16 protein-coding genes and 1 tRNA gene are annotated in these 15,406 nt (G+C 41.2%); 4 read left to right on the forward strand and 13 right to left on the reverse strand.

The window, feature by feature from the left end; translation table 11 throughout:
- Together F8R90_RS09045 and F8R90_RS09050 are read left to right on the forward strand one after the other, a co-directional pair.
- On the forward strand, nt 1–610 hold a 610-nt coding region (locus F8R90_RS09045), incomplete at its 5' end, for a cobaltochelatase subunit CobN (protein ID WP_196510477.1).
- Nucleotides 611–619: 9 nt separating this feature from the next.
- Complete coding sequence (locus tag F8R90_RS09050; protein WP_196510478.1) at nt 620–1,756, forward strand: peptidoglycan-binding domain-containing protein; 1,137 nt, start codon at nt 620–622, stop codon at nt 1,754–1,756.
- Nucleotides 1,757–1,887: 131 nt separating this feature from the next.
- Here the strand turns inward: F8R90_RS09050 and F8R90_RS09055 are convergent, their stop codons facing one another.
- From F8R90_RS09055 to lipA, 4 genes are all read right to left on the reverse strand, one after another.
- Entirely contained in the window at nt 1,888–2,343 is a 456-nt protein-coding gene (locus F8R90_RS09055; protein ID WP_190728729.1) for a Fur family transcriptional regulator, read from the reverse strand.
- Nucleotides 2,344–2,762: 419 nt separating this feature from the next.
- Complete coding sequence (gene sigC / locus F8R90_RS09060; RefSeq protein WP_196510479.1) at nt 2,763–4,013, reverse strand: RNA polymerase sigma factor SigC; 1,251 nt, start codon at nt 4,011–4,013, stop codon at nt 2,763–2,765.
- A 575-nt stretch (nt 4,014–4,588) separates the two neighbouring features.
- Entirely contained in the window at nt 4,589–5,518 is a 930-nt protein-coding gene (locus tag F8R90_RS09065) for an NAD(P)H-dependent glycerol-3-phosphate dehydrogenase (protein ID WP_196510480.1), read from the reverse strand.
- Nucleotides 5,519–5,568: 50 nt separating this feature from the next.
- Nucleotides 5,569–6,447, reverse strand: a complete 879-nt coding sequence (gene lipA / locus F8R90_RS09070; protein WP_196510481.1) for a lipoyl synthase — start codon at nt 6,445–6,447, stop codon at nt 5,569–5,571.
- A 138-nt stretch (nt 6,448–6,585) separates the two neighbouring features.
- On the opposite strand from lipA, the gene F8R90_RS09075 reads away from it, so the two are divergent.
- A tRNA-Pro gene (locus tag F8R90_RS09075) sits at nt 6,586–6,659 on the forward strand.
- Between the two features lie 7 nt (nt 6,660–6,666).
- Nucleotides 6,667–6,795 (forward strand): hypothetical protein, encoded by a 129-nt coding sequence (locus F8R90_RS33385; protein ID WP_269141747.1) that lies wholly within the window; start codon nt 6,667–6,669, stop codon nt 6,793–6,795.
- Between the two features lie 65 nt (nt 6,796–6,860).
- Here the strand turns inward: F8R90_RS33385 and F8R90_RS09080 are convergent, their stop codons facing one another.
- From F8R90_RS09080 to pstA, 9 genes are all read right to left on the reverse strand, one after another.
- A complete protein-coding gene (locus F8R90_RS09080; protein ID WP_196510482.1) occupies nt 6,861–7,553 on the reverse strand; it encodes an HAD family hydrolase in 693 nt (230 codons plus the stop codon).
- A gap of 94 nt (nt 7,554–7,647) precedes the next feature.
- A complete protein-coding gene (locus tag F8R90_RS32770; RefSeq protein WP_331000629.1) occupies nt 7,648–7,953 on the reverse strand; it encodes a GNAT family N-acetyltransferase in 306 nt (101 codons plus the stop codon).
- A gap of 116 nt (nt 7,954–8,069) precedes the next feature.
- A complete protein-coding gene (hppD, locus tag F8R90_RS09090; protein ID WP_196510483.1) occupies nt 8,070–9,125 on the reverse strand; it encodes a 4-hydroxyphenylpyruvate dioxygenase in 1,056 nt (351 codons plus the stop codon).
- Between the two features lie 106 nt (nt 9,126–9,231).
- The gene (locus tag F8R90_RS09095) at nt 9,232–9,936 is read right to left on the reverse strand and encodes an SDR family oxidoreductase (protein ID WP_190896129.1); all 705 of its coding nucleotides are present in this window, start codon (nt 9,934–9,936) and stop codon (nt 9,232–9,234) included.
- An 81-nt stretch (nt 9,937–10,017) separates the two neighbouring features.
- A complete protein-coding gene (locus F8R90_RS32775; RefSeq protein WP_230966206.1) occupies nt 10,018–10,521 on the reverse strand; it encodes a hypothetical protein in 504 nt (167 codons plus the stop codon).
- Nucleotides 10,522–10,560: 39 nt separating this feature from the next.
- Complete coding sequence (locus F8R90_RS32780) at nt 10,561–11,307, reverse strand: IS1/IS1595 family N-terminal zinc-binding domain-containing protein (protein ID WP_230966207.1); 747 nt, start codon at nt 11,305–11,307, stop codon at nt 10,561–10,563.
- 186 nt (nt 11,308–11,493) lie between these two features.
- A complete protein-coding gene (pstB, locus tag F8R90_RS09105; RefSeq protein ID WP_190896125.1) occupies nt 11,494–12,273 on the reverse strand; it encodes a phosphate ABC transporter ATP-binding protein PstB in 780 nt (259 codons plus the stop codon).
- A gap of 1,421 nt (nt 12,274–13,694) precedes the next feature.
- Complete coding sequence (pstB, locus tag F8R90_RS09110; protein WP_196510484.1) at nt 13,695–14,489, reverse strand: phosphate ABC transporter ATP-binding protein PstB; 795 nt, start codon at nt 14,487–14,489, stop codon at nt 13,695–13,697.
- The gene (gene pstA / locus F8R90_RS09115) at nt 14,483–15,406 is read right to left on the reverse strand and encodes a phosphate ABC transporter permease PstA (protein WP_069069878.1); all 924 of its coding nucleotides are present in this window, start codon (nt 15,404–15,406) and stop codon (nt 14,483–14,485) included. Before pstA ends, pstB (F8R90_RS09110) begins: the two co-directional genes overlap by 7 nt.

Here is a 15,406-nt window from a genome sequence, read left to right on the forward strand (position 1 = left end):
GCCTCTTAAGAGTCTCCAGTCCCCACTCCCCTCCCCCGAAGCCTTCAAGCAACGCTTGGCGCAAATGCAAGTTGTCCTGCACAATCAAGATAACCGTGAACACGACCTACTAGATTCCGATGATTATTACCAATTTCAGGGTGGCTTAACAGCGGCGGTGCGTTCTCTACAGGGAAAAAATCCCCAAACGTATTTTGGTGATAATTCCATACCCGCCCAACCACGAGTCCGCCAACTGAAAGAAGAAATTGCCCGGGTGTATCGTTCTCGCGTAGTTAATCCTAAGTGGATTGCGGGAGCCATGCGCCACGGTTACAAAGGTGCTTTTGAAATGGCAGCGACGGTAGATTTTTTATTCGCCTATGATGCAACAGCTAAATGTGTCGAAGATTATATGTATCAAGGCATAGTAGAAGCTTACTTGCTCGATCCAGTTGTGTCAGAATTTATTCAGCAAAAGAACCCTTATGCTCTGCGTGATATTGCTGAAAGATTATTAGAAGCACACAAGCGCAATTTGTGGGAGGATGTAAATATAGGAACATTAGAAGCTTTGAGGAACCTAGTACATCAAGCTGAAGCAGTTATCGAAGAAAAATCAATGGTGTAGGAAAGAAATATGGAAAATCTTGCGTATTTGCACCTAGCTTTCGCCTACGAAGACAGCACACCCAGTGAATTGGTCTCCCTCAGTTCTTTGTTTAACAAAGCAGCTGCACCAGACTGGAAACGGCTTTCTGGTAGGGCTTGGAAGTATATGTTGCCCCTCGCTCTGTCCTTGTCTATTCTTGGCGCTGTTACCAGCGTCATGGCACTGGAAAAAGGCGATCGAGGCCCTTCTGTCAGAAATCTACAACAAAAGTTGAAAACAGCAGGTTTTCATCAAGCTCCAGTCACCCAAGTATATGACGTATCCACACAAGAAGCTGTGCGGCGCTTCCAAAAGGCCGCCGGTTTACCAGTAGATGGCATTGTTGGAGCAAGCACCCTGCAAAAATTAGAAAGCTGGCAAGCCAAAAAGCCCAGTACTACAACTACACAAGCTAAAAAAGCTACTGTTGTAAGTACACAAGCCAAAAAGCCCAGTACTACTAGTTCAGCTAGCAGCCAGCGCCGTAATCCCAACTACCTTACTAAGGGGGATGAAGGTGAAGATGTGAGGGTTTTACAAGAACGCTTAAGAGTCGCAGGCTTTTATTACGGAAACGCTACGGGGATATTTGGCCCAATTACCGAAGAAGCTGTCAAGCGGTTCCAAGATTCTTACAAATTAAGCGTTGATGGAGTTGTTGGCCCAGCAACATTGCGTAAATTGCCGGGAGTTGGCATCGGTGATGGAGAAGAGGCTCCCAAAAACCAAAAGGTAGTCAATCGAGATAAACTCCGTGTAGGCGATCGCGGTGAGCCAGTTAGAATTATTCAAGAACAATTGATCCAGGCAGGATATTTAGAGGGAGAGCCAAATGGCTACTATGGCCCCTATACTGCCGATGCTGTAAGGAGATTTCAGGCAGCTAATTACTTGGCAGCAAGTGGCGTTGCTGGCCCAACTACGCGAGCTAAGTTATATAGCTCAGTTAATACTGCTAGCAAAAGCGAGTTTAATACCCTAGAAATCCAAACGCGACTACGGGAGCGGGGTTTTTATAAAGGCAAGTTGAATGGTGTGATGGCAGATGACACCAAAAAAGCGATTAAACAAGCCCAAGAATTCTACGGCATTAGTCTTAAGGATCTTAAGAGCGGACGCTTTTAACATCCGCTTTGGTGTTGTTAGTATCAATTCCCAACTGGTTGCTTGCCTCCAGTAACAGCAAATTACGAACTGCTCAAAATTCCACTTATTTGGTTAATTTGAGTAGTTTCGTCTTATTATCCACCCAAGTGCTAAAGCGGCATCAGCGCCCGTTGGCACTTGGGACACACTGCATGAATGGTCATTTGACAGTCAAGCAGATGAAAACCTTCTTTTTGAGCGGTTTTCGACCCAATTTTTAAAATTGAGTCGTTTTTAAACTCTATGGTGGAGTTACACCTAACACAAATTAAGTGATGGTGATGATGAGGATAGGGCTGGTTGATCTCATAATGCTTATGTCCCTCGCCCAGTTCTAGTTCCCGTAAAATTCCCATCCTTGCCATCAACTTCAAAGTCCGATAAATAGTTGACAGGCTGATCCCTTCACCATCAGTTTCTAGTCGCTGATAAAGATCCTCCGCACTCAGATGTTCACCTTGCGGAAGTTCTTGAAAAATGTGTAAAATTGTTTCGCGCTGGGGAGTTAATCGCCAGCCTCGTTCGTTCAGTTCTGCCTTGAGTGAAGTAGTTGTGTAGACAGTCATACTAATATTTCTCAACAAAGCTCGTTAATTGAGAATATAACAAATCTTGGGAGCAATTTGCAACAATCATTGCCTATTGAGAATCATTACTAAATATTTAAGAACAATTCATCAAATCTTGATTAAAATTCAACTAATAAGCTGTATTGCATTTAATTTGCATACAGCTAATAGTTAGGATACTTGTAACGATTGCATCCCTTGATTTTTAATTTTGATTTAGTGAATTTTGAATTGTTTATTTGATCCACACCTTCAAGATATCTGAGCAAAGGTCTGGGGAAAGTATTATTCTATTAAATGCAAATTATTTGCTATAAGCCTTTAAAAGGCTTTTGATCTGGGGATCAAATCAGCCCTTTGTCCCTAGTCATTTGTCAAGTGTAGTTTTCTAATGACAAATGACTAATGACAAATGACTAACTTAGAGATTCCAAATAGTCGCGGATGAGGTTGCGACGCTTGGGTTGACGTAGCTTTTGCAAAGCCTTGGATTCAATTTGTCTGACTCGTTCCCGCGATAAGTCGAGAGCGCGGCCAATTTCTGCTAAAGAGTAAGGATGACCATCTGCCAAACCAAACCGCATTAAAATAACATCGCGTTCCCGGCTCGTCAAATCTGACAGAAGATGATGTAAGTCTCTTTGTAAAGATTCTCGCATTAACATTTCTTCTGGTGTTACACAGTCAGTTTCGAGTAATTCGCCTAACTCAGTGTCTTTATCCTTGCCTACTTTGGTTTCCAAAGAAACGGAGCGAGGAACCCGCAACAAAACTTCTCGTACTTGGGTCGGTGTCATCTCTAACTCAGTTGCTAAATCTTCTAGAGTTGGGGTGCGACCTTTTTCTTGAGCAATTTTGCGTTGGGCCTTTTTGATTTTGTTTAACTTTTCGGTAATATGGACAGGGAGGCGGATAGTGCGACTAGAAGTAGCGATCGCCCGTGTAATTCCCTGACGAATCCACCAGTAAGCATAGGTACTGAAGCGGTAACCCTTAGTTGGGTCAAATTTTTCTACAGCCCGCTCTAAACCTAGCGTACCTTCTTGGACTAAATCCAACAATTCCAAACCACGATTTTGATACTTCTTAGCAACAGACACAACTAGGCGAAGATTAGCCTTAATCATGTGTTCTTTTGCTTGGAGTCCTTGGGACTGAATTTGATCCAACTCTTCTACTGTCAACTTGGCGATTTCAGCCCAGCGACGTTTGCCATCTGCCAAAGTCGGTCTGAGATCCGATAAAATTATGTCAGCAGTAGCAGCCCACCTTTCTAAAGACGGGCGATGTCCTAGTTCCGAAGTCAGACGTTCCTGAACTTCAATTAACCTTAAATAGGGCGTAATCACTTCATCCCCTTGCTTGGCGGCGTTAGCAAGCACTATCCGCATCCGCAAGTAACGTTGGACTTTTTGAGCTTCTGAAACCTCTTCATCCCGCCCCAACAAGCGAACCCGACCAATTTCTTGAAGATATAGACGTACTAGGTCTGTACTACGACGGTTAGTGCTAGCAGCAAAGTTAGCATGGTCAACAGAAGCCATCTCTAGCTCCTGTAAATCATCTACCGATAACTCACTTTCATCAACCGTGAGATCCGAGTCCAAAGCCTGGTGGGACTTTTTGGTGTTGTAGGGGGCATCTGCATAAAAAGATGTTGCTGGCATAAAGATCGTCTCAATGGCTCCAGGTAACAATAGATTTCGGTCAGCTTAGATTACGGTCAGCTATTCAACTGTTGCTATTGTTCCCGTGATTCACGATGAACTAACATAGTTGAAGATTCCATCACAATTTTTTTAGAAATTAGTTGTAATGGTTCTATTGGATACACTATTACTGAACTTAATCGGCTGCTAAACTTTTGATTGAACCAATAGCTATTCAAATCCGCAGCTAGGTTTTCAATATTTAAACTACTTAGTTAACATTTCAACCTTGATGGTTACTGATAGTAACTTTTATAACAGGGTATAAACATACTTCAGTGAATATCATGTTTATAGTTGGCATAGTCACATTTACATGGCTATGAAAGTAATATCCTGACGATTTATCAATTTTTTCTCAGGATTATTCAGGTATAAGTAGAACTAATGGATATCGGGTAAGTGATTAGTATTAACGGTAAAAATTTTATTGACACAGAGAGGGTGAGACCTGAGACGCAGAGAATAAAATGTCCCTGCGTCTTCTTCGGTATCCCCTGTAAGCCGTCAATTTGAACTTGTACGACTACTAACTAGTAGTTGTATTCTGGTTTGATATCTCGCAGCATTAGTTCATCAAGTGCTTGTCGGGGTGTGACTTCACCCTGAAGTAACCGATAAACTTGTTCAGTAATTGGGACAGGAATGTTTTGTTGCTTGGCTCGTTGCATCAAAACCCGGCAAGTATTCACTCCTTCAGCAGTTCCTTGTAAATTTGCGAGAGTTTCTATAAGTGACTTACCACCAGCTAGCTGGTAACCGACTTGGTAATTGCGACTTAAGGGACTATTGCACGTTGCTAACAAATCTCCTAGACCCGATAAACCATAAAAAGTTTCCGTCTTCGCACCCCAGTCATTGCCGATGCGAACCATTTCTGTAAGTCCACGGGTGACTAAAGCAGCTTTGGCATTGGTTCCCAGTTGTAAACCATCGCACACACCCGCTGCGATCGCAATGACATTTTTCAGTGTTCCCCCCAGTTCCACACCCAAGGGATCGGGATTGGTATATACCCGGAAACGATGAGAAGAAAATACTAACTGCACTATTTCCGCAGCCGTGGGAATATTACTGGCTACCACCGTGGCTGCTGGTAATTCCATTTGAATTTCTTTTGATAAATTAGGCCCAGACAAAACAACCACTGCATGGTTAGGGAATACTGTTTGCCAAATTTGCGACGGCGTGCAGATGGTTTGGGGGTCTAAGCCTTTCGTCGCCGTCACAAAAATTGTCTCTGGAGAAAGGGGGAAAGAATGGACTTGGGAAGCAACATCTCTCACACCAATCATCGAGATAGCGGATACGACTATTTGGACATCTTTTAAAACTGCTTGGAGAGTTTGGGAACCGTGACGCGACCACACGCCCACCCTATGACCATTCGCTGCGGCAAGATTTGCCAGAGATGCACCCCAAGCACCCGCACCAAGAATCGCTACAGATTTTAAATTAGTCATTAATCAAAAGTCTCCCCATCCTTTTAGCTCACCAATCTAAAATCTAAAATCTAAAATTGGCTGCGGGGGTAACGTTCCATTAATTCCCTAACTTGTTCTGCATGATATGAGCTTCTTGTCAAAGGTGAGGAAACAACTTGTAAAAATCCGATTTCTTCGCCGAATGCCTTCCAAGCTGCAAATTGTTCTGGGTTGATAAACTCATTTACTTGCAAGTGTTTTTGACTGGGTTGGAGGTATTGCCCAATTGTCAAAATGTCGCAATCGACGGTTCGCAAGTCTTGCATGACTTGGCGAATTTCGGCATCAGTTTCACCGAGTCCAACCATGATCCCGGATTTAGTGTATGTGCTAGGAGAAACTTGGCGAGAGCGTTGTAATAATTCTAATGTGCGATCGTAGTTTCCTTGGGGACGCACCCGGCGATACAGGCGTGGCACAGTTTCGGTATTGTGGTTTAATACTTCTGGCGCAGCTTGTAGAATCAACTCTAGAGCATTCCAATTACCGCACAAGTCAGGAATTAAGACCTCGATTGTGGTGTTGGGTGAAACAGTGCGAACCGCATTAATACACGCTATAAACTGAGACGCGCCACCATCTGCCAGATCATCTCGGTTTACAGAAGTGATCACAACATGGTTAAGTTTCATGCGGCGAACAGCTTCTGCTAGTCGTGCAGGTTCGGTGGGGTCTAGTGGTTTGGGTTTTTTCTCAAAATCAATATCGCAGTAGGGACAAGCGCGTGTACAAGCCGGGCCCATAATCAAAAACGTGGCAGTACCGGCATTGAAGCATTCACCAATATTCGGACAGGACGCTTCCTCACAAACTGTATTGAGGGCTAAATCCCGCAAAATGTCTTTAACGTTACCGATGCGCTCACGCTGAGGTGCTTTTACCCGCAACCAGTCTGGTTTTACAGTCACAATCCGCTTTTACCACTAGAGTTATACAAATTTAATCGTAGCAAGCAAAGCCTTGGGTGAAGCGATCATATATATAGATGTAATTCTGTCATTTGGCACAAGGTGTGATATTCTTGATTTACAATGCCATTATTATGGCGGGATGTGGCGCAGCTTGGTAGCGCACTTCGTTCGGGACGAAGGGGCCGCTGGTTCGAATCCAGTCATCCCGATTTGTACATGTACATTCGCAACGCTCATCGCATCCATGTATTGCAAGCAGGCCGGGTTGTACAACAAGGAACTTTTCAAGAGCTAGCTACTGTTGAAGGGCTATTTGCTCAGTTAATGGCTCTGCAAATAGTGTAGCGACTTTTGACATACTCCCCCGAATGCGCTTCCCTAAATTCGGGGGAGTATGTCAAAGAGCCTTTCTAGACAAGGCGTTTAGGTTCTATGACTAAATCTACAGCAGCGCTAAAATCTTTAACGATTAAGTTAGGGTGGTAAAGCTCCAATTGGGTGCGATCGCGGATACCAGATTCCACAGCCATCACCTTAATACCGTGATTTTTAGCAGCAGTGATGTCGGCTTCCGTATCTCCCACCATCCAAGTATCAGCCGCCGGGGGCAGTTCTTTTAATGCCCTAGCCATCAACAAGGGCTTATCTTCAATATCACGAGTTTTAACATAGTCGTTACTCAGGCAATAACAACGATTTTCTGGGAAAAATCTCCCTAAATCGTGTTTTTTGAAGGCATAATCTAGTTCCCGAACTCGGCGCATGGTCATAACTGCTAAATCAATTCCAGCTTGTTGAATTTTTAACAGTGCATCCACAGCACCGGGTGCAAGAGTATCATAGTTGAAATAAGGTTCTGTATGGACAGTTTGCCGCCGCAACTGGGCAAATTCTTGGGCTTGAGCTTCGTCTAACCCTGAATTTAAAGCGATTTGTTTTTCAGGAACACGCGATCGCTTTAACTGCCAAAATTCCGCTTTTGGAAGTTCTTGTACTACTTGGTCTGGGCGACGGGTTTTTTCCAAGCAAAATTGATAAACACGGTAGTACCGTTCCGAAACATCAATAATCGGGCCGTCGAAGTCAGTAATAAGTCTTAGCATCGGCGGAAATTGTTAAATTTTATTAAAATTATCGCAGCTGTGTGGCTATTTTGCGATCGCGAATCTGCACTATTGAATTGAAGTAAGTGTTTTTTTATAAAGTCTTTTTCAGAAAGTATCGACGATGACCTGGAGGAAAATCCTCCAACTCTCCAAACACTTCATAACCCAAGTGCTGATAAAATCCAGGAGCTTGGAAGCTGTAAGTAAAAACATACGCATGTAAGCAACCACGATTAACAGCCTCTTGTTCTGCGGCCAAAAGAAGTGCTGTTCCATATCCATCACCTCTTAACTCTTGTGCAATCCAGAGAGTACCGATATGGAACCATCCCAAGCCGATAAAGCCCTCCAAGCCGCCCACTACATTTATTTCTGAATCACGAAGTAATAGAAACAGTGGCGTATATTAGTAATCTCCAATCTTACCTACATTAAAATCTTGAAGTTGCTTGTCAATAAAATCAACTTGTTTAGAGTCTGGCTGAATTTCAATTAATATTTTGTAATCAGGCATCATTGTAGCGTACCGCGTTTAATTTGTTCGCTTTCAATAGCTTCAAATAAGGCGCGAAAGTTACCTTCGCCAAAACCTTGAGCTTGGAAACGGCGTTCTATAAACTCAAAGAAAAATGTTGGCTGTTCAAATATTGGTTGGGTAAAAATTTGTAGTAACAAGGGTGCGATATTTCTTCCCTCTAAAGGAGCATATTCTTGCCAATCCACCAGAATTTCCTGTTGAGCGATCGCTTCTAGTTCTAGAGGTGATAGTGTAAGTCCTGGACGCTGTTTTAACTGCGAATAGTAACTTTGGGGAACTGAGAGTAAAGATAAACCACTGGCACGAAATTTAGCGATCGCACTCACAAGATTAGTCGTCCGCAAGGCAATATGTTGAATTCCTGGTCCCCGGTTGACATCTAGAAACTCCTGAATTTGGGAATTACTAGAAGCTGGTTCATTAATTGGCAATTGGACGCTACCGTTACGCGAAACCATCACCTGGCTATGTAAAGCAGAGCGATCAGTTTTAATTTTAAATGCTTGCTGGGGTTGAAAATCTAAGATATTTTCGTACCAAGCGACAGCACGCTCTAATTCGCCAACTGCTACGTTCAACACTATGTGATCTATGGCGGTAAAAGTGTTGTCATTTGTCATTTGTCCTTTGTCAAAAACCAATGACCTTTCTATTAACGTATGAGTCAGTCCACCCCAGGCGGCAATTTTGCTCGACTTGAGGGATGTTGCGCCTACATTCTGTTCCTGGATGGGTTGTAGGATTGTAGCACCGTGTTTTTGAGCTAGTGCGATCGCAGCTTCCACATCTTCCACAGCAAAAGCGACATCTGCCACACCGGGTGGATATTGACGCAAAAACTCAGCGACTGGACTTGTAGGTAACAGTGGTGAAGACAGAAAAAAGCAGACAGCACCACTTTTCACCACTTCTGTACAAGTGTGAAATGAACTACTGCGATCGGCTACTGTTTGAAAACCAAGATGGTGTACAAACCAATCCCGCCATACTTTAGCGTCTTCTACATAGAAATGAACGTGATCAATTTTCATAGATACTGAAAATCCAGCATAACAGCTTATATATCTGTAAATTTTGCCTTTTTTGCTAAATTTTCAGGTCTTTCCCAGGCAAGAATTATCTAGACGCACTCCCACTTTAAAAGAAGAGATGGCTATCAGGTTGAATGTTAATTTCCATTGGCACAGCTTGCGGTTCGGCAGAAAGGGCAAAGAAAATCGCATTGGCAGCAGTTTCAGGACTCAGCATTTTTTTCCGGTCTACTTTTAAATTGACGTTATCCCAGAAAGGAGAATCTACCCCACCAAAGTAGAATAGCGTGAACTTGATACCAAAACGCTTGAGTTCCTCTGCCATACACTTGCTAAAACCAACAACACCAAACTTAGAAGCAGAATAAGCCGCTGCCATTCCCATCGAATGCTTGCCCAGAATTCCTACCACGTTACAGATGTGACCAGACTTACGCTTTTGCATCTCTTCAGCAGCCGCCTGAGTGGTGTAAAAACTGCCTTTTAAGTTGACATCTAGCATCTTGTCTAAATCAGCGGGTTCCAGGCTGTTGTAGGGCTTGAGTATACCAGCACCAGCTGCATTCACTAAAATATCAATTTGACCAAACTCAGCAATGGTCTTTTCTATCAAAGTATCTACCTGTTGGGGGTCAGTAATATCAGTAGGAACGGTCAAAACTTCCCCTGGTAAATCATTTGCCAATGTTGTTAAACGAACCGCATCTCTCGCAGCCAGTACCAACCGGACTCCGGTAGGCGCAAGTTTGTGTGTTAAAGCTGAACCAATACCACCAGTAGCACCGATAATAACAACGACTTTATCTTGCATCGTAGTATTTATAATTCTTTACATGTTTTTACATAATACTGAATTACAGGCTCAGGTTGTACGTAAACATCCAGAAAATATCTATTCGCAGAGTAGTGCTGTTACCTCGTATTCCTTGCCACTCGCCTTTAATGTAAATATGGGAGATGATTCTAAATATTTAGCAAAACTAGAACCTAATTTTAATTTTTTAATAATTGAATTAGGAGATTCTCCAGTTATTTTCCGTATCTCTGTACCTAATTGGGACACAGATAATTTAGTTTTAGGAGATTTTTTTTGTATATCTTGAATAATTTTTAATAGTAATTTATCTAATGTTTTTCCATTAGAAATTTTATTAGAATCTTCTTGTTTTTCTTTTGATTGAACAGATTCTTTAACTGAATTGTCTAAGATAGTGATTGTTTTCTCGTTTTCTGGTTGCTTTGTATTATGTTGAATATTGATATCACATTTTTCTTGAAATAAAGTCGCAACAGCCACTAAGCTGTTTAATCGAGCATTAATTGATTCCTGTTCAGTTTTAATTAAATCTTGAATTGTATCAACCACTTTTTCCAAGGATGGAACTTCTGTTGCCACTGCTAAGGAATAATGAGTTAATTTACCAGAATTACGATTTTATATATGCAAACTTTGCCCTTGCCTACGTACCCAATAGACAATCAATCCCTGGTTTTGGAGTTCGTTACAGAGGTGAATTAAAATTCCATCGCTAGAACAGACTAATATTTCTTTAACTGTTGGATAAGAGCGTAAAATGCAAGCACCGAATGCAATCATTTTTGCATCAGCACTATTTTTACCTTCAGGAACATGGACAAGTTGATAGCCACGGCTATATAGTTCAATATCTTGCTTCCCAATACTGGGATTTTTCCAGTTAGCAAATGCCATTTTAACTTGGAGGGGATACTCACAAATCCTGGCTAAAAATAATTCAGAATTAATATCTAGTTTTAAGTTTTCTGCATCCAAAAGCAGAAGAGAGATTCCTGTTTCTAATTTATGTTTAATTTCCTTTTTTTGCTGATTTTTCAGGTTCAATTGCCTGAACACAGCAGATTCTAGCCAATCAGGCGATAATATAGTTTGCAGTAGTTCTTCAGCTAATATAAAACTAAAAGAGTCAAGACTTTTCCCTGTGACTTTTTCTTCTAGCAGGTTTTTCACTAAAGAAAGTTCCGTCGCTTCAGCCATAGATATTTTACTGTGCCCGTTGCTGTTAGCAAGCAAGTCACTTTCCAAGGAACGAGGAAATGCAGGCTCAAGGAATTGTTTACCACAATTTTTGCAGAGGTAATTCTGCTTGTCATTCCGACGACCATTTTGACGACATGTAGTAGATTCGCACAGAGGACATTTCATTTTGTGATTCAGGTGGTCTAGAGCAGATACTTTTCTTTAAGTATATAGTATAAAAAAATACTGTCAATGTCGGTTCGTATTGCTGAACACAAGAAAAACTCAAAGCAAGCGGAAATTAAATTTAACTCCTCATTTCCGCTTGCACTATGTTATGGCTCTCTGAATAACTAGAATTTGAGAAATGCTTCAACTAACGCGGGCGAAAACATAGTCACGAGTGCGAGAATCCACAGGGTTAGTAAAGATTTTATTTGTAGTACCAAATTCAACCATTTGAGTTATACGATTTTCATTACTATAAAAGAAAGCCGTAAAATCAGATAGGCGAGCAACTTGCTGCATATTGTGAGTAACAATTACAATTGTCAACTCAGAGCGTAAGTTATGGATCAAATGCTCAATTTTCATGCTACCAGTAGGATCAAGACCTGAACAAGGTTCATCCATCAACAAAACATTAGGTTTGACTGCTAAAGCACGGGCAATACATAATCTTTGTTGTTGACCACCAGAAAGTTCTAAAGCAGACTTGTGCAGCTTATTTTTGACTTCATCCCAAAGTTCGGCAGCTTTGATGGCAGATTCTACGATTCCATCTAATTCTACTTTCGGATGCCATCCAACTAATTTCACCCCATAAGCAACATTATCGTAAACGCTCATGGGAAAAAGATTTGGCTTGGGAAAAACCATACTTACTTGGCGACGTAAGCGATTGATGTTGACACGACGCTCATATATACTCTGCCCATAAAATTCTACTCTTCCTTCAACCCTCACATCTCCTTCTAATTCAGTCATGCGATTTAACGATTTAAGAAAAGTAGACTTTCCACAACCACTAGAACCAATAATTGCCGTGACTTGGTTTTGGTAAATATCCATTGACACGCCTTCAACTATCTTTTGAGTGTCGTAATAGAAGCTGAAGTTTTTGACTCTGATGGCTGGAATTAGTTTACTCATATTCCCAAAACGTGTGAAACAAAACTTGATTCAGTAAAACAGTACAAATCAGCAACGCTGTTTCACTATGTTACTCCCAAAATGAGATATTCATGGAAATTACGTAGCTATACAGTGGTCATCCAGCAGATAAGTGGTTAGTAGATATTTATATAATGCTGTGTCCCAAAATTTATTTTTTACAGACGTTTTCTACCACCTTCTCAACATTGACTAATACCTCTTGGTTAAGGGAGAAAGTAGAAAGATTGCTTGCCCTGACTCGTCATATCTTCATGACTTAACCTTTCTGAAAAATTGATAAAATATTATCAGTAAAAGGCAAAGGTTCTTTTAAAAATCAAAATCGCATCTCATTTTTATAATTTTTGTGCTTTGTAATCCTACTTAATTAAATCATTAGATTAGTACCTCCTCATTAAAAAGATTAGTTGCTAAAAAATGCCTCACAGCTAATGATATTTTTAACTACGTTTTTCTGTTTTTATAGTTCAGTTTGGAAATTTTTGATAATATTTAGATAGCGTGTTTTTTTAATTAAAAATATTGGCTAAACTGCTATAAAACGTCGATTATGTTTATCTAGAATAACTTCATTAATTAACTTTTCGGTGCTTTTTCTTCAAGATAATATAGAAGAATATCCCTCTTCTGTCACTCTCCGGGAAGGCGATCGCTATAAACCTTATGAGGCAATCAATACAAGCTATACTATTAGAAAAAAATCGGTCTTGTATTTGTTATTAGAAAATAATCGCGCGTAGGCGTAGCCCGTCGTAGACATCGCAGGCTATACAAAAGCTCTAGAATTCAGAAATGGCAAAAGTTTTCGGAGAGTGACAGAAGAGGGGTATGTAAAATGCAACAACTATTTTCAGCTTTTGGAAGCTATGTCTGGGGTAAACTAAATCTCGGAACGGGCAAAATCCCCTTGTTAAATAAAGGTAGGGCAAACTTCCGCTACAGTGTACTAGTACCACAAGGCGGAAGGCGGAATTCGTAATTCGTAATTCGTAATTCGTAATTAATTGTTTGCAAGGATTTCAGACATTTAAAATGGGTGGCTTATTTACGCCGTGCGGTACTAGTTTACTACCATCGTAGGAACTGTGAAAGTTAAAAGTACGGAATGTGGGTTTAAAATGCTTGTATAGTCTATGTTTTAAGTTTTTTTGTTATATCCTCAGCCTCAGAGACTCACTAGATACTTAAAAACTCTAATCATCATTAGATTTCCTACGAAAATAAAAAAATAAAGCGCCTGTTGATGCAAGCGCTTTTTCCAAACTTTTAAGTGATTATCATTCTTAGCTAAACTTGTTCTATTTTCGCAAAGTGCGATCGCTTTACCCGCTCGTAGACATCGCTTCAAGGAGCGAGAAACCAGATATAGCAAGCTTTGAGTTTTCTATAAAATATTCTTATCCAAAACGACCATTCACATAGTCTGCCGTTTGTTGCTTCAAGGGGTGATTAAAAATCTTTTCTGTACGATCAAATTCCACCAACTCACCTAAATACATAAACGCAGTGTAATCAGAAACACGAGCGGCCTGCTGCATATTATGAGTCACAATCAAAATCGTCACCGTTTCTTTCAATTGATCAATCAACTCTTCAATGCTGGCGGTAGCTATGGGGTCTAAAGCTGATGTTGGCTCATCAAATAGAACAATCTCAGGGTCAGTCGCCAAAGCGCGGGCGATGCACAACCGCTGCTGTTGACCACCAGAAAGGTTAAAAGCTAAATCATTTAGACGATCCTTTACTTCATTCCACAAAGCTGCATCATGCAAAGCTTTCTCTACTTTTTCATCAAGGATTGTACGTTTAGATTCACCCCGCACCTTCAAACCATAAGCCACATTTTCGTAAATGGACTTAGGAAAGGGATTAGCCCTTTGAAATACCATACTAATCCGCATCCGCACTTCAATTGGGTCAACCTTATTACTGAGTAGGTTAATCCCATCTGGTTCGAGAGTGATTTCCCCTTTATAGCTATTTCCAGGATATAGATCGTGCATTCGATTGAAACAACGTAACAGGGTGGTTTTACCACATCCAGAAGGCCCAATCAGCGCCGTTACTTGTTTTTCACCCACTGACATATTAATGTCTTTGAGAGCGTGGACTGTTCCACCGTAGTAGAAATTCAGATAATTGACCGAAGCTTTGATGGATTTTTCTAGGGTTGATGATGCAGTTTCTACCATTTGATTTTTTTGCGTAAACGATAGCGGATATAAATTGCCACAGCGTTCATAGCCAAAGTAATGGCAATTAGAACAATACCTGCTGCTGCTGCATTCACCTGAAACTCAGCTTGGGGACGAGATACCCAATCGAACATTTGAATGGGCATAACTGTAAACGGAGCGAGTAACCAAGAGAATGAGATGTAGGGAAACTGCCCAGTAATTGGTGGTTCTGGTAAGAAGGCTATAAATGTCAGCGCACCGATGGTAATTAGGGGTGCAGTTTCACCAATAGCTCTTGCCAAGGCAACAATAATACCAGTGAGAATTGTGCCTGTTGAGTAAGGCAAAATATGATCCCAAATCATTTGCCACTTAGAAGCCCCAGTTGCATAGGCAGCTTCACGGATACTATTTGGTATAGCACGCAGAGCCTCACGGGTAGAAACGATCACCACTGGTAAAACCAATAACGCCAAGGTAAACCCAGCGGTAATAATGCTTCGGCCGAAGTTGAACCCATAAACAAAAACGCCCAAAGCCAAAAGTCCGTAAATAATCGAGGGAACGCCAGCTAAGTTGGTGACATTAATTTCAATTACATCAGACAACCAATTTTTTCGGGCATACTCTTCTAAGTAAATACCCGATGCTATACCTATGGGTATGGCTACTAAAGACGTTACAAACATTACCAAGAGCGTTCCCACCCAAGCTGAGAGAATGCCTGCTTCTTCCGCCCTGCGACTAGGAAACGAAGTCAAAAATTGCCACGAAAGACGTGGGAAACCATCGGTGATTAAATCAAACAATAGTGCCAGTAATGTGACAATACCAAACAGCATTGACAATATGCCAATAATGTTGAAAATATATTGCGATCGCTTATTCCGGCTAATAGTCTTACGGACTTCTTGAATATTAAGAGTTGTCAT

The organism is Nostoc sp. NZL (genome assembly GCF_015714705.1).
Lineage (GTDB): Bacteria > Cyanobacteriota > Cyanobacteriia > Cyanobacteriales > Nostocaceae > Nostoc > Nostoc foliaceum_A.